At 73.4% G+C, this 19824-nt stretch carries 17 protein-coding genes; 10 read left to right on the top strand and 7 right to left on the bottom strand.

The window, feature by feature from the left end; all coding sequences use genetic code 11:
* The first annotated feature begins 179 nt into the window (after positions 1-179).
* Positions 180-953, top strand: a complete 774-nt coding sequence (locus ACFXMG_RS28460; RefSeq protein ID WP_383823696.1) for an IclR family transcriptional regulator — start codon at positions 180-182, stop codon at positions 951-953.
* Positions 954-966: 13 nt separating this feature from the next.
* Here ACFXMG_RS28460 and ACFXMG_RS28455 read toward each other — a convergent pair whose 3' ends face one another.
* Positions 967-2223: an ROK family protein gene (locus tag ACFXMG_RS28455; RefSeq protein ID WP_383823693.1), complete on the bottom strand. Its 1257-nt coding sequence runs from the start codon at positions 2221-2223 to the stop codon at positions 967-969.
* 159 nt (positions 2224-2382) lie between these two features.
* Here ACFXMG_RS28455 and ACFXMG_RS28450 point away from each other — a divergent pair, with 159 nt between their 5' ends.
* From ACFXMG_RS28450 to dgoD, 5 genes are all read left to right on the top strand, one after another.
* A complete protein-coding gene (locus ACFXMG_RS28450) occupies positions 2383-3288 on the top strand; it encodes an SMP-30/gluconolactonase/LRE family protein (protein ID WP_383823690.1) in 906 nt (301 codons plus the stop codon).
* A 364-nt stretch (positions 3289-3652) separates the two neighbouring features.
* Positions 3653-4294 (top strand): bifunctional 4-hydroxy-2-oxoglutarate aldolase/2-dehydro-3-deoxy-phosphogluconate aldolase, encoded by a 642-nt coding sequence (locus tag ACFXMG_RS28445; RefSeq protein WP_383823687.1) that lies wholly within the window; start codon positions 3653-3655, stop codon positions 4292-4294.
* Positions 4291-5253 carry a sugar kinase gene (locus ACFXMG_RS28440; protein ID WP_383823684.1) on the top strand — a complete coding sequence of 321 codons (963 nt, stop codon included), beginning with the start codon at positions 4291-4293 and terminating at the stop codon, positions 5251-5253. Before ACFXMG_RS28445 ends, ACFXMG_RS28440 begins: the two co-directional genes overlap by 4 nt.
* A gap of 49 nt (positions 5254-5302) precedes the next feature.
* Entirely contained in the window at positions 5303-6055 is a 753-nt protein-coding gene (locus ACFXMG_RS28435) for an SDR family NAD(P)-dependent oxidoreductase (RefSeq protein ID WP_383823682.1), read from the top strand.
* 46 nt (positions 6056-6101) lie between these two features.
* The gene (gene dgoD / locus ACFXMG_RS28430; protein ID WP_383823679.1) at positions 6102-7247 is read left to right on the top strand and encodes a galactonate dehydratase; all 1146 of its coding nucleotides are present in this window, start codon (positions 6102-6104) and stop codon (positions 7245-7247) included.
* A gap of 98 nt (positions 7248-7345) precedes the next feature.
* Here dgoD and ACFXMG_RS28425 read toward each other — a convergent pair whose 3' ends face one another.
* Both ACFXMG_RS28425 and ACFXMG_RS28420 read right to left on the bottom strand, forming a co-directional pair.
* The gene (locus ACFXMG_RS28425) at positions 7346-8929 is read right to left on the bottom strand and encodes an arabinogalactan endo-beta-1,4-galactanase (protein ID WP_383823677.1); all 1584 of its coding nucleotides are present in this window, start codon (positions 8927-8929) and stop codon (positions 7346-7348) included.
* A 192-nt stretch (positions 8930-9121) separates the two neighbouring features.
* Positions 9122-11143: a beta-galactosidase gene (locus ACFXMG_RS28420; protein ID WP_383823675.1), complete on the bottom strand. Its 2022-nt coding sequence runs from the start codon at positions 11141-11143 to the stop codon at positions 9122-9124.
* A 197-nt stretch (positions 11144-11340) separates the two neighbouring features.
* Here ACFXMG_RS28420 and ACFXMG_RS28415 point away from each other — a divergent pair, with 197 nt between their 5' ends.
* From ACFXMG_RS28415 to ACFXMG_RS28400, 4 genes are read left to right on the top strand one after another with little or no spacing between them, the layout of a single operon-like run.
* Positions 11341-12660, top strand: a complete 1320-nt coding sequence (locus tag ACFXMG_RS28415) for an ABC transporter substrate-binding protein (protein ID WP_383823672.1) — start codon at positions 11341-11343, stop codon at positions 12658-12660.
* Positions 12657-13589, top strand: coding sequence for a carbohydrate ABC transporter permease (locus tag ACFXMG_RS28410; RefSeq protein ID WP_383823669.1), 933 nt, complete (start codon positions 12657-12659; stop codon positions 13587-13589). The genes ACFXMG_RS28415 and ACFXMG_RS28410 overlap by 4 nt, the downstream gene beginning before the upstream one ends.
* On the top strand, positions 13586-14500 hold the full coding sequence (locus ACFXMG_RS28405; protein WP_383823666.1) for a carbohydrate ABC transporter permease: 915 nt from the start codon (positions 13586-13588) through the stop codon (positions 14498-14500). The genes ACFXMG_RS28410 and ACFXMG_RS28405 overlap by 4 nt, the downstream gene beginning before the upstream one ends.
* Positions 14501-14529: 29 nt before the next feature.
* Positions 14530-15555, top strand: coding sequence for a LacI family DNA-binding transcriptional regulator (locus ACFXMG_RS28400; RefSeq protein ID WP_383823664.1), 1026 nt, complete (start codon positions 14530-14532; stop codon positions 15553-15555).
* Between the two features lie 7 nt (positions 15556-15562).
* Here the strand turns inward: ACFXMG_RS28400 and ACFXMG_RS28395 are convergent, their stop codons facing one another.
* From ACFXMG_RS28395 to ACFXMG_RS28380, 4 genes are read right to left on the bottom strand one after another with little or no spacing between them, the layout of a single operon-like run.
* A complete protein-coding gene (locus ACFXMG_RS28395; protein ID WP_383823661.1) occupies positions 15563-16210 on the bottom strand; it encodes a lactate utilization protein C in 648 nt (215 codons plus the stop codon).
* Entirely contained in the window at positions 16207-17631 is a 1425-nt protein-coding gene (locus tag ACFXMG_RS28390) for a lactate utilization protein B (protein ID WP_384902522.1), read from the bottom strand. Before ACFXMG_RS28390 ends, ACFXMG_RS28395 begins: the two co-directional genes overlap by 4 nt.
* The gene (locus tag ACFXMG_RS28385) at positions 17628-18344 is read right to left on the bottom strand and encodes a (Fe-S)-binding protein (protein WP_383823656.1); all 717 of its coding nucleotides are present in this window, start codon (positions 18342-18344) and stop codon (positions 17628-17630) included. The genes ACFXMG_RS28390 and ACFXMG_RS28385 overlap by 4 nt, the downstream gene beginning before the upstream one ends.
* Positions 18344-19771, bottom strand: a complete 1428-nt coding sequence (locus ACFXMG_RS28380; RefSeq protein ID WP_383823709.1) for a rhamnulokinase family protein — start codon at positions 19769-19771, stop codon at positions 18344-18346. Before ACFXMG_RS28380 ends, ACFXMG_RS28385 begins: the two co-directional genes overlap by 1 nt.
* Positions 19772-19824: the final 53 nt, after the last annotated feature.

Below are 19824 nucleotides of genomic sequence, written 5' to 3'. Positions count from 1 at the left end.
GAGGTGGCGTGACCGTAGGCAGCGGCCCGCCGGGGTGTCAATGGGAGCGGGCCCATGGGAAAGCACGGTGGCGGGACCTTGAGGGGCCCGTTGCCCGGCCTCCGGTCCGGGGCTAGTCTCTGTCCGCGATTTCGATCGCGGTACGGCATTTCGAACGGCGTGAGGGTGAGGTGGGGGCCATGGGACGACTCGTACCTGCGGTGACCAGGGCATTCGACATTCTGGAGCTCTTCCTCCAGGGGGACGGGACGCTCTCCGCCCCCGAGATCACCCGCCGGCTCGGGCTGCCGCGCACCACGACCCACGAGCTGGTGTCGACCCTCGCCGCCCGCAACTACCTCGTCCCGGTGCCGGAGCAGCCCGGCCGCTACCGGCTCGGCGTGCGCACGTACCAGCTCGGCAGCCGGTACGCCGAGCAGCTCGACCTCGCGGCGGAGGGGCGGCAGGTCGCCCAGGAGATCGCCGAGACCTGCGGCGAGACCGTCCACGTGGCGCTCCTGGAGGACGCCGACGTCATCTACGTCGCGAAGGTGGACTCCACGCATGCCGTCCGCATGGTGTCGGCGGCGGGCCGGCGGCTCCCCGCCCACTGCACGGCCGTCGGCAAGATGCTCCTCGCCATGCTCCCCGCCGACGAGCTCGACGAACTCCTCGACGGGCGCGAGCTGACCGGCATGACCCCGGCCAGCATCACCGACCCGGACGCCCTGCGCGCCGCCCTCGCCGAGATCGCCGTCCTCGGCGTCGCCGTCGAGCAGCGCGAGTCCAACCCGGACGTCTCCTGCGTGGCCGCCCCCGTCCGCGACCGCTCGGGCCGCGTCGTGGCCGCGCTCTCCGTCTCCGTCCCCGTCATCCGCTGGGACGAGGCGCGCGAGAACGAACTGACCGCCCTCGCGGTCCGAGGCGCCACCCTCCTGTCCACCCGCCTCGGTCACCGGGGCGCCGTCCGCTGAACCCGGGGCCCCCTCACTCACCCGCGCCGGCGCCGCCCTTGGCGGTCCTGCGGGTGCGGCTCACCGGGCCGAAGATCTCGCGGTCGTCCAGGAAGCCCTCCAGGGCGAAGGTGGCGGCGCCCCGGGTGACCGGGTTGTGGGGAACGGCGCTGCGGCGGAGGGTCGCCGCGCGGTGGGGGAGGGCCAGGGCGTGGCGGCCCACCGCCTCGTACGCGGCCGGGAGCAGGCGCTCGCCCAGCAGGTCCACCACCTGGTTGCCGACCACGACGACCTGGGGGTTGACCAGGTTGACGAGGTTGGCGACGGCGGCGCCCAGGTAGCGCGCGGTGCGGTCGATGACGGCCGCCGCGACCGGATCGTGCGCGTCGGCCGCGCGGGCGAGCGCCGCGACCGTCGCCGCGTCGTCCGGGCCGGCCGCCCGCTCGTCGCCCGGGGCGAGTTCGCGCCACGTCTCGGCGATCCCGCGCAGGGACACGTACGCCTCCACACAGCCCCGGTTGCCGCAGGTGCACAGCCGCCCGTCGAGGGCGAGGCAGGTGTGGCCCCACTCGCCCGCGCTGTTGGTGAAGCCCCGGTACAGCTGCCCGCCGATCGCGATGCCCGCGCCGACACCGGCCCGCAGCGTCAGCACCACCAGGTCGTCGACCTCGCGGCCCGCGCCGCACCACATCTCCGCGACCGTGCTGGCCCGCAGCGGGTTGTCCAGCCACAGCGGCAGCCCGAGCCGTTCGTCGAGCAGCGCCCGCAGCGGCACCTCGTGCCAGGACCAGTACGGCGAGAACGACGACACCCCGCCCTCGCGCTCGACCATGCCCGGCACGCTCACGCCCGCGCCGAGCACCCGCGAGCGGTCGGTGCCGGACGCGGCGAGCAGCTCCTCCACGGCCCCGGCGAGCGTGTCGACCACGTCGGCGGGCCGTACGTCCCCCGGCGGCAGCGGCCGCTCGACCGAGTGCCGGACGGTCAGGGCCAGGTCGAACAGCTCGGCGTGGACCGAGGTCTCGGCGATGTCGACGCCGATCAGCGCGCCGCGCTCCGCGTTGACGGCGAGCCGCGCGCGCGGCCGCCCGCCGCCGGACTCCTCGTGCCCGGCCTCGACCAGGACACCGGCCTCCAGCAGCTCGGCGGTGAGGTTCGCGACCGTGGCGAAGGAGAGGCCCGTGGCGGCCGCGATGTCCTGCCGGCTCATCGCGCCCGGGCCCGCGTAGACCCGGCGCAGCACCTCGAAGCGGTTGAGGCGGCGAATGTCCTGCGAGGTGCGCCTGATCATCTGTGCTGCTGCCTCCGTCGGTGCGCGGTCGTCACACCGGATCTTATTCGAAGGGTTGGAAGAAGGCGGGCGGAGGGTTATTTACAACCGTTAGACGAACCCGTAGTTTTTCTGTCACGGTTACCGCACCCCTCCGACGCCCACCCCCGAGGACACGCGATGCTCCAGCTCAGGGCCCTGCCCTGCACCCCCGCACCCGGCCGTCTGCCCGAAGGCCCCGTCTGGGACGCCGCCCGCCAGGAACTCCTCTGGGTCGACATCACCGAGGGCCTCGTCCACCGCGCCGCCCTCACCCGCGAGGACGGCCGCACCGACCTGCTGCCGACCGCCGTCCTCCGCTTCGACCGCCCCGTGGGCGCGGCCGTCCCCTGCGCCTCCGGGGCCCTCCTCGCCGCCGTCGGCACCGCCTTCGTCCGCCTGGAGGACGGCCGGCCCCCCGCCGAGGCCGTCGAACTCGCCGCCCCCGCCCTCCCCGACGACGGCGTCCCGCGCCGCATGAACGACGCCGCCGTCGACCCCGCCGGACGCCTCCTCGGCGGCACCATGGCCTTCGACGAGCGGCCCGGCGCGGGCGCCCTCTACCGCCTCGACGGCGACGGCCTCACCACCCTCGTCGACCCCGTCACCATCTCCAACGGCCTCGGCTGGAGCCCCGACGGCACCCTCCTCTACTACGCCGACAGCCCCACCCGCCGCGTCGACGTCTTCGACTACGACCCCGCCACCGGCGCCCTCTCCGGCCGCCGCCCCTTCGCCGTCCTCGACACCGGCTACCCCGACGGCCTCACCGTCGACGCCGAGGGCAACGTCTGGATCGCCGTCTGGGGAGGCGCGGCCGTCCTCGCCTTCACCCCCCAAGGCGTGCCGCACGCGCGCGTGGACCTCCCCGCCTCCCACGTCACCAGCTGCGCCTTCGCCGGCCCCGACCTGGACGTCCTGGTCATCACCACCGCCACCCACAACCTCCCCGCCACCCGCCACCCCACCGAACCCGACGCCGGCCGCCTCTTCCTCTGCCGCCCAGGCGTGAGGGGCCTCCCCACCACCCCGTACGCCGACCACTGACTCCTGGGCCGAGGCCCCGTACGGCCCGGCCCCGGCCCCGGCCCCGGCCTCCCGAGCCCGAGGACGGCCCGCACACCGCCCACACCGCCCGGCAGCCGTACGCCGGCCGCGCCGCCTGCGCCCGGCCACCGCACCTACCGAACGCCAGGCCCGACCGACCCGGGCCCCCGAGCCCGACGGCCCGCACACCGGCCGCACACCGCTCGCCAGCCGTACACCGGCCGCGCTGCCCGCGCCCGGCCGCACGCCCACCGCACCTACCGAACGCCAGGCCCGACCGACCCGGCCCGAACCGACGCGCAGCCGTCGGACCGGCCTCGCCACTCGCCACTCGCCTCGCCTCTCGCCCCCTCAGGAACCCACCATGACCAGCCCCCACGAGGGACTGCGCGCCGCGCTGGCCGCCGCCCCCGTCATCGCGATCCTTCGCTCCTCCTCCGCCAGCCGCTTCGCCGAGGTCACCGACACCCTTCTCGCCTCCGGGGTCCGGGCCGCCGAGTTCACGCTCACCACTCCCGGGGTGCTCGACGCGCTCCGGGAGTACGCCGCCGACGCGCCGCCCGGGCTCGCCCTCGGCGCCGGCACGGTGACGACGCCCGCCGAGGCTCAGGCGGCCGTCGAGGCCGGGGCGACCTACCTCATCACCCCCGTCGCCTGTACCGACGTCATCGCCGAGGCCGTCCGTCTCGACGTGCCGGTGCTGCCGGGGGCGTACACGCCGACCGAGATCCTCACCGCCTGGCGGGCCGGCGCGACCATGGTCAAGCTGTTCCCCGCGGCCACCGGCGGGCCCGCGTACCTCAAGGCCGTGCGCGCCCCGCTCCCCGACGTCCCGCTCGTCCCCACGGGCGGCATCACCGCCGCCGACGCCCCCGCCTACCTCGCCTCCGGGGCCACCGCCCTCGGCATCGGCAGCCCCCTCGTCGGCGACGCCTGCGAGGGCGGCTCCCTCGCCGCCCTCACCGACCGGGCCACCGCCTTCCTGGACGGGATACGGCTCCGATGACGCACCCCACCACCCTCACCCCCGCCCTCGTCACCCTCGGCGAAGCCATGGGCGTCGTCGCCGCCACGCACCCCGGGCCGCTCGCCAACGGCGCCCCGATGCGCCTCGGCTGGGCCGGAGCCGAGGCCACCGTGGCCGTCGGCGTCAGCAGGCTCGGGCACGCCGCCGCCTGGACCGGCCGGGTAGGGGACGACGCCGCGGGCGCGATGATCCTCGCCGGGCTCCGCGCCGAGGGCGTGGACGTCTCCGGCGCCCGCACCGACCCCGACGCCCCCACCGGCCTGATGCTCCGCGAGCGCAGGACCGCCGACCGGCTCCGCGTCACCTACTACCGCGCCGGTCTCGCCGGCTCCCGCCTCGCCCCCGGCGACCTCGACGAGGCCCGGATCACCGGCGCCCGGATCCTCCACGTCACCGGCATCACCCCGGCGCTCAGCGCCACCGCCCGCGCCGCCGTCGAGTACGCCGTCCGCCTCGCGCACGACGCGGGCGTCACCGTCTCCCTCGACGTCAACCACCGCGAGCGCCTGTGGAGCCGCGCCGAGGCCGCCGAGACGCTCGGCCGCCTCCTCCCGTACACCGACCTGATCTTCGCCGGTCCCGAGGAGGCCACCCTCTTCGTCCCCGACGGCGAGCCCGAGGCGATGGCCCGCGGCCTCACCCGCCTCGGCCCCGCCGAAGCCGTCGTCAAACTCGGAGCCGAGGGCGCCCTCGCGTACACCGACGGCGAGATCCACACCCAGGCCGCGATCCCCGTCACCGCCGTCGACCCCATCGGCGCCGGAGACGCCTTCGTCTCCGGCTACCTCGCCGCCGTCCTCGACGGCTCCCCCGTCCCGGAACGTCTCCGCCTCGCCGCCCTCTGCGGAGCCTTCGCCGTCTCCGTCCCCGGCGACTGGGAAGGCATCCCGCACCGCACCGAACTGGGCCTGCTCGCCGCCCAGGACATCACCCGCTGAACCGCCACCCCACCACAGACCCGAGCACAGACCCGAGAAGGCCATCCCCATGAACCGTTTCTCCGGGCAGACCGCCGTCGTCACCGGCGCCGCCTCCGGAATCGGCGCGGCCAGCGCCGCCCGGCTCGCCCGCGAGGGCGCGGCCGTCGTCGTCGCCGACATCGCCGCCCCCGCCGGCGAGGCCGTCGCCGCCCGCATCCGCGAGGAGGGCGGCCGCGCCGCGTACATCCGCTGCGACGTCTCCTCCGAAGCCGACTGGATCGCTCTGCGCGCGGAGACCCACGAGCGCTTCGGCCCCGTCTCCATCCTCCACAGCAACGCCTTCACCCACACCCCGGCCGCCGCCCACGAACTCCCCGTCGACTCCTGGGACCGCGAACTCGCCGTCAACCTGCGCTCCCTCTACCTCGCCGCCCGCACCTTCCTCGACGACCTGCGCGCCGAGGGCGGCAGCCTCGTCGCCACCTCCAGCGTCCACGCCGACTTCGGCCTCCCCGGCTACCCGGCCTACGCGGCGTCCAAGGGCGGGATGTGCGCGCTGATCCGGCAGTTCGCCGTCGAGTACGGCCCCGAGGTGCGCTTCAACTCGGTGCTGCCCGGCCCGATCCTCACCGACGTCTGGAACGACGTCGACGAGGAGGGCCGCCGGCTCTCCGCCGGCGCCACCGCCCTCGCCCGCCTCGGCCGCCCCGAGGAGGTCGCCGGAGCCGTCGCCTTCCTCGCCTCCGCCGACGCCGCCTACATCACCGGCACCAACCTCGTCGTCGACGGCGGCTGGACCGTCAAGAAGGACTCCAAGTGAAGCCGCACCCGTTCGTGAAGCCCCACCCGTTCGTGAAGGACCACCAGTGAAGATCACCTCCCTGCGCACCTACCTCGTCGCCCCCCGCTGGTGCTTCCTGCGGATCGACACCGACGAGGGGATCACCGGCTGGGGCGAGCCCGTCGTCGAGGGTCGCGCCCACACCGTCGCCGCCGCGGTCGACGAGCTCTCCGACTACCTGATCGGCCAGGACCCGATGCGGATCGAGGACCACTGGCAGGTCCTCACCAAGGGCGGCTTCTACCGGGGCGGACCCGTCCTCTCCAGCGCCGTCTCCGGCATCGACCAGGCCCTGTGGGACATCAAGGGCAAGGCCCTCGGCGTCCCCGTCTGGCAGCTCCTCGGCGGCAACGTCCGCGACCGCGTCCGCGTCTACAGCTGGATCGGCGGCGACCGCCCCGACGAGGTCGCCTCCGAGGCCGTCGCCCGGCAGCGCGAGGGCTTCACCGCGATCAAGATGAACGCCTCCGCCCAGCTCCGCCTCATCGACACGCCCGCCGCCACCCAGGCGATCGTCGACCGGGTCGCCTCGATCCGGGAGGCCGTCGGCGACGCGTTCGACATCGCCATCGACTTCCACGGCCGGCTCACCCTCCCCATGGCCCGACGGGTCCTGCCCCTCCTGGAGCCGTACCTGCCCTTCTTCGTGGAGGAGCCGGTCGTCCCCGAGCTGAGCGAGCACATCGGCGAGATCGTCCGCTCCACCTCCATCCCCATCGCCACCGGTGAACGCCTGTACTCCCGCTGGGACTTCAAGCGCGTCCTCGGCCAGGGCATCGCCGTCGCCCAGCCGGACCTCTCGCACGCGGGCGGCATCTCCGAGTCGCGCCGGATCGCCGCGATGGCGGAGGCGTACGACGTCTCCCTCGCCCCGCACTGCCCGCTCGGCCCCATCGCGCTCGCCTCCTGCCTCCAGGTCGGCTTCGCCACGCCCAACCTGCTCATCCAGGAGCAGAGCCTCGGCATCCACTACAACACCGGCTCCGACCTCCTCGACTACCTTGTCGACCCCTCGGTCTTCCGGTACGAGGACGGGCACGTGGCCCTGCCCACCGCGCCCGGACTCGGCATCGAGGTCGACGCGAAGGCCGTCGAGCGGGCCGCCGAGACCGGCCACCGCTGGCGCAACCCGGCCTGGCGCCGCGACGACGGCTCCCTCGCGGAGTGGTGAGGACGAGGACATGAACGAAGGGCCGGACCCTGGCGGGGTCCGGCCCTTCGTCACGCGCGGGCTCACGCGCGGGCTCACGCGCGGGCTCACGCGCGGGCTCAGCGGTGGGCGAACCAGCCCGCCGCCGGCAGCAGCCTGCTGTCGTAGTCGAACAGCGCCTGGTTCTCCCAGCCGTTGCCGGACGCCGGGTCCGCCGGATCCCAGCCGTTGCCGGTCACCGCCGTCCACGTCGGCTCCCAGTACACGACGCCGAGACCGCGGCCGGACGGGACGGCCTCCACCACGTTCATCACGTCACGCAGCCACGCCGACTGGCCCGCCGGGGTCGCCGGGTAGCCGGAGACCAGCTCCGAGGACAGGTCGATGATGTTCTCGTGCGCGTCCTCGCTGTCCAGCCGGAAGGGGTACGCCGTCTCCGCGACCATGACCTTCTTGCCGTAACGGGCCGAGATGTCATCGAGGTTGGCCTGGAGCGAGGACAGCGCCCCGTGCCAGTAGCCGTAGAAGGACAGCGCGATCACGTCGTAACTCACGCCCTGCGCCGTGGCGTTGTCGAACCACGTGCGGTAGAGCGCGTTGTCCCCTCCGTTCGCCAGGTGCAGCGCGATCTGCGTCGACGAGGAGACGGCCTTCGTCGCCGAGATACCCGAGTTCAGCAGCCCGGCCAGCTGCGGCCAGTTGCTCGTGGAGCCCTCGGGCCACAGCATGCCGGTGTTGATCTCGTTGCCGATCTGCACCATGTCGGCCGTGGTGCCCTGCGCCTTCAGCGCGTTGAGGACGTCGTACGTGTGGTTGTACACGTCCGTCCTCAGCTGCGCGTACGAGTGGCCGGCCCACGCGGCGGGCTTGGTCTGGGCGCCCGGGTCGGCCCAGATGTCCGAGTAGTGGAAGTCCACGAGCAGCTTCATGCCCTGCGCCTTGATGCGCTGGGCGGTGGCGAGGACGCGGGCCTTGTCGTTGTAGCCGTCGGCCGGGTTCACCCACACCTTCAGGCGCCCGTAGTTGGCGCCCGCGCCCTTGAGCAGCGCGACCGGGTCACCGGTCGTCCCGGCGGCGTTCTTGTAGGTGCCGCCGAGGTCCTGGCTCTTCTTGAGAGTGGACAGGTCCACGCCCTTCACGGCGAGCCCGGTCGAGCCGGAGGTGAAGGTCAGGTCGTCCACGTTGAGCCAATTGCCCGCGTTGGCATCGGAGTTGACGCTGATCGTGCAGGCGCCGCCGACCACGTTGACCGAGGTGACGATCCGTATCCAGGAACCGGTCGTCACCGGCAGGTCCGTGCGCTGCTCGGCCGAGCCGCAGTTGCGCAGGGCGAGATAGGCGGCGTTCTGCCCGCCGCCGGAGCGCACCCAGGCGCTCAGCGTGTACGTGCCGTCGGCGAGCCCGCTGAGGTACTGGTACGTCTCCACCTTGTACGCGGACGACGCCCAGTGCGACAGCCGGTAGCCGCCGCTGCGGCCCCCGGCCTCCGCGAACGAGGCGGCGTTCTGCCCGGCGGCGGAGTAGGTCGACCAGCCGGCCGGCGCGGCCGTCCCGGTCCCGTCGCTCTCGAACCCCGGATTGGTGAGCGTACTGGCGGCCGCGGCCTCCTGCGCCGGCAGCGGCGCGAGCAGCAGCCCCGCGCCCAGCGCGGCGGCGAGCGCGGCGGAACGGAGCCGGAAACGGCCTCTGACAGTGATGCGCATCGTCGATGTCCCTTCGACGGTGACGGATGGGGGAAGGTGGTGCGTGTGGTGCGTGTGGTGCGTTCCCTACGGGTGGTGCGGTGGTGACAGCTCGCCCGGGGGCGGCGCAGCGGGTGCGTACCGCCCCCGGGGAGATCGGGGGCCCGGCCCCATGACGGGGCCGGGGAGGGGGGGAGCAGGGAGGGCGGGCCGTCAGCCCTCCAGGCGGACCACGCGGACGCCGCCCGCCGGGACGGTGAGCTTGCCGCTGACGCGCTCGCCGGCGAGGAGTTCCGTACCGGGGCCGTCCAGCGGGACCTCGGTCTCCGCGTCCGTGTGGTTGAGGGCGAAGAGGTAGTGGCCGTGCGCGCCGGCCCGGCGGACGACCTCGACGTCCCGCGCGAGGGCCGGGCGGCCCGGGATGCCGGCGTCCTCGGCCGCCGCCGCCACGATCGCGTCCAGCGAGGCCGCGTCGAGGCGGGTGGAGACGTACCAGGCGGTGCCGCGGCCGAGCCGGTGGCGGGTGACGGCGGGGCCGCCGGCGGCAGGCCCGTCCGCGTACGTCCAGACGGTCTCGGCGCCGCGCGGCCGGACGAACTCGGTCCACACGTCGCCGGTGAGCGCCGCGCCGCCCGGCCCGGCGAGGCCGACCCGCCGGCCGTCGAGGAGCGGCGACCACTCGTCGACGGTGAGGCCGAGGACGTCCCGCAGGGCGCCCGGGTAGGCGCCGGGGTGGACGGCGTCGTGCTCGTCGACGATCCCGGAGAAGTACGAGACGACGAGGGTGCCGCCGTTCTCCACGTACTCCCGCAGGTTCTGCCCCGCGGCCTCCGTCATCAGGTAGAGGGCGGGGACGACGACCAGCGGGTAGGCCGACAGGTCGGCCTCGGGGTGGGCGAAGTCCACCGTGAGGTGCCGGTCGTAGAGGGTCTCGTAGAAGCTGTCGGCGCGCTCGCGGGCGTCGTGAGCCTCGTTGGGCCGCCACTCCAGGTTCTGCGCCCACCAGGACTGCCAGTCCCACAGCATGGCGGCGTCGGGGACGGTCCGGCTGCCCCGGACCTCCTCCAGGGCGCCGATCCCGGCGCCCAGCGCGACGACCTCGCGCCAGATCCGGGTGTCGGTGCCGCCGTGCGGCACCATCGCCGAGTGGAACTTCTCGGCGCCGCTCCGGGACTGCCGCCACTGGAAGAACATCGCGCCCTCGGACCCGCGGGCGACGTGCGCGAGCGAGTTGCGGGCCATCTCGCCGGGCCGCTTGGCCGGGTTGCGCGGCTGCCAGTTCACGCCCGAGGGGGAGTGCTCCAGGAGCAGCCAGGGCGCGCCGCCCGCGACGGAGCGGGTGAGGTCGGCGGCCATGGCGAGGTTGACGTGGGTTCGCCGGCCGTCGGTGATCAGATAGTGGTCGTTGGTGACGAGGTCGACCTCGCGGCCCCAGGCCCAGTAGTCGATCGCGTCGCACTGGCTGAGCGCGGTCATGAAGTTGGTGGTCACCGGGACGCCGGGGGACAGCTCGTGGAGGAGGTCGCGCTCCGCGCGGAAGTTCTCGCGGATCGTGGCGTCGGCGAAGCGCCGGTAGTCGAGCTGCTGGGCCGGGTTGCCGACCGTCGGCGTGGTGCGGGGCGGCAGGATCTCCTCGTACGAGCCGTACCGCTGTCCCCAGAACGCCGTGCCCCACGCCTCGTTCACGGCCTCGACCGAGCCGTAGGCGGCGTCCAGCCAGCGCCGGAAGTGCGCGGCGCAGCCGTCGCAGTAGCAGGCGCTGACGGGGACGCCGTACTCGTTGTGGACGTGCCAGAGCGCGAGCGCCGGGTGGCCGGCGTAGCGGCGGGCCAGCTCGGTGGTGATCCGGGCGGCGGCCTCGCGGTAGGCGGGGGAGCTGTGGCAGATGGTGCCGCGTGAGCCGTAGGTGTAGCGGACGCCGTCGGCGGTGACGGGCAGCGCCTCGGGGTGCGCGCGGTAGAACCAGGCGGGCGGGGCGACGGTGGGGGTGCCGAGGTCGACCCGGATGCCGTGCGCGTGCAGCAGGTCGAGGACGCGGTCGAGCCAGCCGAAGTCGTACCGGCCCGGCTCGGGCTCCAGGAGCGCCCAGGAGAAGATCCCGACGCTCACCATGGTGACGCCGGCCTCCTGCATCAGCCGTACGTCCTCCTGCCAGACGCTTTCCGGCCATTGTTCAGGGTTGTAGTCCCCGCCGAACGCGAGCCGGGTCAGGCCCTTGGGGGTCGTGGCTGACATGAGTCTCTCCTGAACGAGCTGATGTGTGTTTCTGGGAACGTGCACACATCGGGTTTCGAAGTGGCAACGCAACATAACCGCACAGGAACAACCATTGACAAGTGTCCGGAACGTTTCTCTACTGTGAACGCTCACAGATGCATGGTCGGCCTCTCCGTCCGAGGGAGAGGCCCCTTTCGGTCAGGGAGAACCCATCCATGCCCCAGATCACGCGCCGCAGCCTCGCCGCCGCCACCGCCGTCCTTCTCGGCGCCACCGCGCTCACCGCCTGTGGATCCTCCGACTCCGGCGACAAGGCGGGCGCCGACGCCGGCCCCGTCGAGCTCACCTACTGGGCCTGGGCGCCCGGCATGGACAAGGTCGCCGCCCTGTGGAACGCCAAGCACCCCGAGATCAAGGTCACGGTGCAGAAGCAGGCGTCCGGCGACGACCTCGTCACCAAGATCATCACGGCCGCCAAGGCCCACAAGGGCCCGGACCTCGTCCAGGCCGAGTACCAGGCCCTGCCCACCCTGGTCAGCAACGACGCCCTCGCCGACATAGCCCGCGAGGTGCAGGGCGTCGAGAAGCGGTTCGCCCCCGGCGTCTGGCAGCAGACCACCTTCGGCGGCGACGCCGTCTACGCCCTGCCCCAGGACTCCGGCCCGCTGATGTTCTTCTACCGCGAGGACCTCTTCGAGCAGTACGGCCTCACCGTCCCCACCACCTGGGACGAGTTCGCCGAGACCGCCCGCGCCCTGAAGAAGAAGGCCCCCACGAAGGCCCTCACCACCTTCTCCGCCAACGACGCCGGCCTCTTCGCCGGCCTCTCCCAGCAGGCCGGCGCCAAGTGGTGGACCTTCGAGGGCGACACCTGGAAGGTCGGCATCGACGACGCCGCCACCCAGAAGGTCACCGACTTCTGGGGCGGCCTGGTCGCCGAGGGCGCCATCGACAACCAGCCCATGTACACCCCCGCCTGGAACAAGGCCCTCAACACCGGCGAGCAGATCGCCTGGGTCTCCGCCGTCTGGGCCCCCGGCACCCTCACCACCGCCGCCCCCGACACCAAGGGCAAGTGGGCCATGGCCCCCCTCCCGCAGTGGACCGAGGGCGAGAACGCCACCGGCAGCTGGGGCGGCTCCTCCACCGCCGTCACCAGCGACTCCAAGAACAAGGAGGCCGCCGCCCAGTTCGCCACCTGGCTGAACACCGACCCCGAGGCGCTCGCCGCCCTCGTCAAGGAGAGCGGCATCTACCCGGCCGCCACCGCCGCCCAGACCAGCGGCGCCCTCGCCAAGGCCCCCGACTACTTCGCCAACCAGCCCGACTTCTACACCAAGGCCGCCGAGATCGCGAAGACCACCGCCCCCGCCGCCTGGGGCCCCAACGTGAACGTCGCCTACACCGCCTTCAAGGACGAGTTCGGCAAGGCCGCCAAGGCCAAGACCCCCACCGCCTTCGACACCGCCCTCACCAAGGTCCGCGACACCACCGTCAATGACCTCGCCAAGCAGGGCTTCGAGGTCGCCAAGTGACGCAGCCCCCCAAGGGCGCGCGTCGGTCGTACGGGGTCAAGACGGCCCCGTACGGCTTCCTTCTTCCGGCGGCCGTCCTCTTTGCGCTCTTCTTCGCCCTGCCCATCGGGTACGCGGTCTGGCTCAGCTTCCACAAGGTCGAGATCAAGGGACTCGGGCTCGGCAAGGGAGCCAAGTCCGAGGTCTGGGCCGGCCTGGGGAACTACGCCTCCGCCCTCACCGACTCCGAGTTCCTCGCGAGCGCCCTGCGCGTCCTCGGGTACGGCGCCATCGTCGTCCCCGTGATGCTCGGCCTCGCCCTCTTCTTCGCGCTCCTGCTCGACTCCGAGCGCGTCCGGGGCCGCTCCTTCGCCCGGCTGGCGATCTTCCTGCCGTACGCCGTCCCCGGCGTCATCGCCGCCGTCCTCTGGGGCTTCCTCTACCTCCCCGACGTCAGCCCCTTCCACTACCTCCTGGACAAGGCCGGCCTCCCGCAGCCCGACCTCATGGACGGCGGACCGCTCTACCTCGCGATGTCCAACATCGCCGTCTGGGGCGGCACCGGCTTCAACATGATCGTCATCTACACCGCGCTGCGCGCCCTGCCCGCCGAGGTGTACGAGGCGGCCAAGCTCGACGGCTGCTCCGAGCTCCAGATCGCGCTCCGCATCAAGATCCCGATGGTGGCGCCCTCCCTGGTCCTCACCTTCTTCTTCTCCATCATCGCCACCCTCCAGGTCTTCAACGAGCCCACCACGCTCCGGCCGCTCACCAACGGCATCCCCTCCACCTGGAGCCCCCTGATGAAGGTCTACAACGACGCGTTCACCGGCGGGAACATCTACGCGGCCTCCGCCACGGCCGTCGTCCTCGCGCTCGCCACCTTCGCGCTCTCCTTCGCCCTCCTCAGGATCTCCAACCGCCGCACCACGCAAGGAGCCAGCCGATGACCGGGCTCGCCTCCCCCACGCTCCGCGAGGCGGCCCCGGCCGCCGGCACCACCCCCGGCGTCCCGCAGGGACCCCCGCGCCCCCGCCGCACCGCCCTGCTGCCCACCGCCGCCCTGATCCTCGGCGCCCTCTACTGCCTGCTCCCCGTCGCCTGGGTCGTCGTCGCCGCCACCAAGGCCGACGACGAGCTCTTCTCCACCTTCACCTTCCTCCCCGGCAGCGGCCTCGCCGACAACCTCGGCGACCTCACCGCCTACCGCGACGGCATCTACTGGAAGTGGATGGGCAACTCCGTCCTCTACGCCGGCCTCGGCGCACTCCTGTCGACCGTCGTCTCCGCCTTCGCCGGCTACGCCCTCGCCGTCTACCGCTTCCGCGGCCGCGAGCTCTTCTTCAACGTCATGCTCACCGGCGTCCTCATGCCCCCGGTCATCCTCGCCATCCCGCAGTACCTCCTCATGGCCGAGGCCGACCTGACGGACAGCTACGTCTCCGTCCTGCTGCCGCTGATCCTCTCCCCGTACGGCGTCTACCTCGGCCGCATCTACGCCGAGGCCGCCATCCCGATGGAGCTCGTCGAGGCGGGCCGCGTGGACGGCGCGGGCGAATGGCGGATCTTCACGCGCATCGCCGTACCGATGCTCGCCCCCGGCCTGGTGACGATCTTCCTCTTCCAGTTCGTCGCCATCTGGAACAACTTCCTGCTGCCCTTCATCATGCTCGGCGACGACGAGAAGTTCCCCATGACCGTCGGCCTGTTCACCCTCCTCAAGCAGGGTGCCAGCCAGCCCGCCCTCTACACCCTGGTCATCACCGGCGCGCTCCTCGCCATCGTCCCCCTGATCGCCCTCTTCCTCGTCATCCAGCGGTTCTGGAGCCTCGACCTGCTGTCCGGCGCCGTAAAGTCCTGAACACAGGGGAACGAGGGGAAACACACAGCATGAGCACAGCAGCGAGCAGGCGCCGCCCGGCGACCATCCACGACGTGGCCCGCGAGGCGGGCGTCTCGCGCGGAACCGTCTCCCGCGTCCTCAACGGCGGCCACTACGTCAGCCCCGCGGCCAAGGCGGCCGTCGACGCCGCGATCCGCAGAACGGGGTACGTCGTCAACCGGCACGCCCGCTCGCTGATCACCGGCAAGTCCGACTCGGTCGCCTTCCTCCTCACCGAACCGCAGGAGCGTTTCTTCGAGGACCCCAACTTCAACGTCCTCCTGCGCGCCTGCACCCAGGCCCTCGCCGACCGTGACATCCCCCTGCTGCTGATGATCGCGGGCACCGAGGACGAGCGCCGCCGCAACCTGCGCTACATCGAGGCCGGGCACGTCGACGGAGTCCTCCTCGTCTCCAGCCACTCCGGCGACCCCGTCGTGGCCCGGCTCCACGAGGCCGGCGTGCCCGTCGTCGCCTGCGGCAAACCGCTCGGCCAGACCACCCGCATCGGGTACGTCGCCGCCGACGACCGCGACGGCGCCCGCGAGATGGTCCGCCACCTGTACGCCACCGGCCGCCGCCGCATCGCCACCGTCACCGGCCCGCTCGACACCCCCGGCGGCGTCGAGCGGCTCGCCGGCTACCGCGAGACCCTCGCCGCCTGCGGCCTGCCCGTCGACGAGGACCTCGTCGTCACCGGCGACTACAGCCGCGCCAGCGGCGCCGAGGCCGCCCGCACCCTCCTGGAGCGGGCCCCCGACACCGACGCCGTCTTCGTCGCCTCCGACCTGATGGCCCAGGGCGTCCTCGACGCCCTCGCCCGCGCCGGCAAGCGGGTCCCCGAGGACATCGCCGTCGGCGGCTTCGACGACTCCCCGGCCGCGCTCTCCTCCGAGCCGCCGCTGACCACCATCCGTCAGCCGTGGGACCGGATCAGCGCCGAGATGGTCCGCACCCTCCTCGCCCGGATAGCGGGCGAGGACCCGGCGACGGTCATCCTCCCCACTGAACTGGTGGTCCGCGACTCCGCCTGACCCCTCCTCACGAAGAGCCCCGGACCAGGACGACCTCCAGGGTCCGGGGCCCGTGCACGCCCTCCACCCGGTCCAGCTCGATGTCGCTGGTCGCCGAAGGCCCCGAGATCCACGTCAGCGCCCGCCGCGGATCCAGCCGCGGCAGCGCCTCCGGCACCGACGCCACCACCTGCTCCGGAGCCCGTACGACACACAGATGCAGATCCGGTACGAGGGTGAGGGCGCGCCGCCCCTGCCCCGGACCGCCGTCCAGCACCAGCGTCCCGGTCTCCGCGACCGCCAGCGCGCACCCCGTCACCACCGCGTCCACGGAGTCGAGCACGCCCGGCGTCAGCCCCGGCCCGTCGGACACCCGCTCGGCGCCCGACTCCGCCAGCCACTCCTCCGGCAGGCCCGGCGGCACGACGACGCTCCGCGCCCCGCGCTCGTCGATCAGCCGGGCGATCAGTCCGGGCAGACCCGCCGGGTCGGTGCGGTGCACGTGCGCCCGGTAGTCGGCCAGGTTCTCGTGGAGCAGGGACAGCACCGCGTCCGGATCGTCCGGGACATGGCGCGCGAGGTACGTCCGCGGCACCTCGGGCGCCTCGGGGGCGCCGGCGACGGCGGACCGGATCCGGCCGAGGATCCGCTCGCGGGATGAGGTCTGGGCGGTCACGTGCGGTTCTTCCTCCACCAGTCGCGGAACGGTTCGGCGGGCAGGTCCGGCAGGTCGCGGCTCTCCGTCCACTGCCGGGCTCCGGGCCCCGGCAGCCGCTTCGGGTGCAGCGCGCGGGTCCTCGACGCGACGCGCTCGCCCGCCGCGAGGACGCCCGGGTGGTCGAGCACCCAGCCCGCCGCCTTCATCGCGGCCCGCTCCAAGCGGTGCCCCTTCCCGCCCTGGCCGGCGACCCTCTCCCGCAGGTGCACCAGCACCTCGGGGATGTCGATGGCGACCGGACACACCTCGTAGCAGGCGCCGCACAGCGACGACGCGTACGGCAGGGAGGCGTCGACCTCGCTCGCCGTGCCGCGCAGCTGCGGGGTGAGGATCGCGCCGATCGGCCCCGGATAGACGGAGCCGTACGCGTGCCCTCCGGCCCGCTCGTACACCGGGCACACGTTGAGGCAGGCCGAGCAGCGGATGCAGCGCAGCGCCTGCCGGCCGACCTCGTCGGCGAGCGCGTCGGTGCGCCCGTTGTCGAAGAGCACCAGGTGGAAGGTGTCCGGCCCGTCGCCGTCCGTGGTCCCCGTCCACATGCTCGTGTACGGGTTCATCCGCTCGGCCGTCGAGGAGCGGGGGAGCGTCTGGAGGAAGACCTCCAGGTCCCGCCAGTCCGGCACCACCTTCTCAATGCCGACGACCGAGATCAGCGTCTCGGGGAGGGTGAGGCACATCCGCCCGTTGCCCTCCGACTCCACCACCACGAGGGTGCCGGTCTCGGCGACCATGAAGTTCGCCCCGGAGATCCCGACCTTGGCCCGCAGGAACTTCTCCCGCAGGTGCAGCCGGGCCGCCTCCGCCAGTTCGGCGGGGCTGTCGCCGAGGCCCTCGGGTGCCGGGCGGCCCCACGCGCCCATCTCGGAGCGGAAGATGTCGCGGATCTCGCCCCGGTTGCGGTGGATCGCCGGGACCAGGATGTGCGAGGGCCGGTCGTCGCCGAGCTGCACGATCAGCTCGGCGAGGTCGGTCTCGTAGGCGCGGATCCCCTCGGCCTCCAGGGCCTCGTTCAGCCCGATCTCCTGGGTGGCCATCGACTTGACCTTGACGACCTCGGTCTCACCCGTGGCCTTCACCAGACCGGCGACGATCCGGTTGGCTTCGGCCGCGTCCGCCGCCCAGTGCACGGTGCCGCCCGCCGTCGTCACCGCCTCCTCCAACTGCACGAGGAACGTGTCCAGGTGACGGAGCGTCCGGTCCTTGATGCGCTTCCCGGCCTCGCGCAGCTCGGCCCAGTCGTCCAGCTCGGCGACCGCCCGCGCCCGCTTGTCGCGGATCGTGTGCGTGGCGTGCCGCAGGTTCGCCCGCAGCGTCGGGTTGCGGGTCGCCTCCCGCGCCGCCTCGGGGAAGGCCGGCATCCCCACGAAAACTCCGCTCACCGCCAGGGCTCCTCTTCCGTGCTCGCCAGGATCTCCGCCAGGTGCACCGCCCGCAGCGGCTCCCCCCGCCGGCTCAGCATGCCGCCGAGGTGCAGCAGACACGAGTTGTCCGCGCCGCACAGCACCCCCGCGCCCGTCGACACCGCGTTCGCCACCTTGTCCGCGCCCATCGCCGCCGACACGTCCGGGTTCTTCACCGCGAACGTGCCGCCGAAGCCGCAGCACTCCTCCGCCCCCGGCAGCTCCACCAGCTCCAGGCCCTTCACCGCCTCAAGCAGACGGCGCGGCCGCTCGCCCAGGCCCAGCATCCGCAGCCCGTGGCAGGACGGGTGGTACGTGACCCGGTGCGGGAAGTACGCGCCGACGTCGCCCACACCGAGGACGTCCACCAGGAACTCCGTCAGCTCGTACGTACGGGGCCCGAGCGCCGCCGCCTCCGGACCGAAGGCCGGGTAGTGGTGGCGGACCATCGCCGCGCACGAACCCGACGGGACGACCACATGGTCGTACCCCTCGAAGGCGCGGACCGTGCGCCGCACGAGCGGCGCGGTCTCCCGCCGGTAGCCGGTGTTGAACTGGGGCTGCCCGCAGCAGGTCTGCGCCGCCGGGAAGTCCACCTCCACACCCAGCCGTTCGAGCAGGCGGACGGTGGCCACCCCCGTCGACGGGAAGACGGCGTCGTTGACGCAGGTGACGAAGAGGGCGACGCGCATCAGCACTTCCTCGGGGACGGTTCGAGACGGGCGGCGGCCCGGTCCCAGGCGGCGCCGTCACCCTGCGGCTCGTAGTGTCGCAGGGGCTGGGTCCGGGCGACCAGGCGACGCACGGAGGCCAGGTCACCCGCGAGCCCCGCGGCCCGCGCCTGCACCAGCACGTTCCCCAGCGCCGTCGCCTCCACCGGCCCCGCCGTCACCGGCAGCCCGGTCGCGTCCGCCGTCCACTGGCACAGCAGCGCGTTCCGCGCCCCGCCGCCCACCAGATGCACCCTGCGGACCTCCCGCCCGGCCAGCGCGGCGGCCCGCCGCAGCGTCCGCCGGTGCGCCACCGCCAGCGACTCCAGGACACAGCGCAGCACCGCCGCCGGACCCTCGGGCACCGGCTGCCCGGTGCGCCGGCAGAACGCCGCGATCCGCCCCGGCATGTCCCCGGGCGGCAGGAACTCCGGCGCGTCCGGATCGACCAGCGAGGCGAACGGCCGCTCCCGGGCCGCCCCTTCGAGCAGCGCCGGCAGGTCCACCGCGTACCCCCGGCCCTCCCAGGTCCGCCGGCACTCCTCCCACAGCCACAGCCCCATCACGTTCCGCAGGAACCGGACGGTGCCGTCCACGCCCCGCTCGTTGGTGAAGTTCGCCGCCCGGGCCTCCTCCGTGAGCACCGGCCCCGGCAGTTCGAGCCCCGCGAGCGACCACGTGCCGCACGACACGAACGCCACGGCACCGGCCTCCACGGCCGGTACGGCCACCACCGCCGAGGCCGTGTCGTGCGAGGCGACCGCCGTCACCGGCGTCCCCTCCGACAGCCCCGTGTACTCCGCGACGTACGGCAGCAGGCTCCCCGCCGGATCGCCCGGCGCCCGCAGCGGCGGCAGCAGCCCCGCATCGATCCCCAGCCCGCCGAGCAGCTCCTTCGACCACGCACGCGTCCGGACATCCAGGAGCCCGGTCGTCGACGCGTTCGTCTCCTCCGCCCCGACCGACCCCGTCAGCCAGTACGTGAACAGGTCCGGCATCAGCAACAGCGTCCTCGCGGACCGGAGTTGCGCGCTCACGGCCGCCGCCGCGAGCTGGAAGACCGTGTTGAACGGCAGATGCTGGAGCCCGGTCGTCCGATACAACTCCGCCGCCCCGCCGACCCGCGCCCACACCCCCTCCGCGACCCCGTCCGTCCGCCCGTCGCGATAGTGGTACGGGGCGCCGAGCAGCGCCCCGTCGGCGTCGAGGAGCCCGTGGTCCACCGCCCAGGTGTCCACCCCCACGGAGTCCACCGGACCCGAACGGGCCACCGTCCGCAGCCCGTCGAGGATCCCCTGATGGAGCGCGAGCGCGTCCCACCGCAGCCCGTCCGGCAGCCGGACCGGCGTGTTGGGGAACCGGTGCGCCTCGGCCAACTCCAGGATGCCGGGCCCGACCCGGCCGACCATCACCCGCCCGCTGGTGGCCCCCAGATCGGCCGCCGCGAACCTCCCGGTGCGCC

The organism is Streptomyces sp. NPDC059201 (assembly GCF_042754585.1).
Lineage (GTDB): Bacteria > Actinomycetota > Actinomycetes > Streptomycetales > Streptomycetaceae > Streptomyces.
The sequence above is the reverse complement of the archived record's forward strand: the minus strand, read 5'-3'. Positions and strand labels throughout refer to the sequence as shown.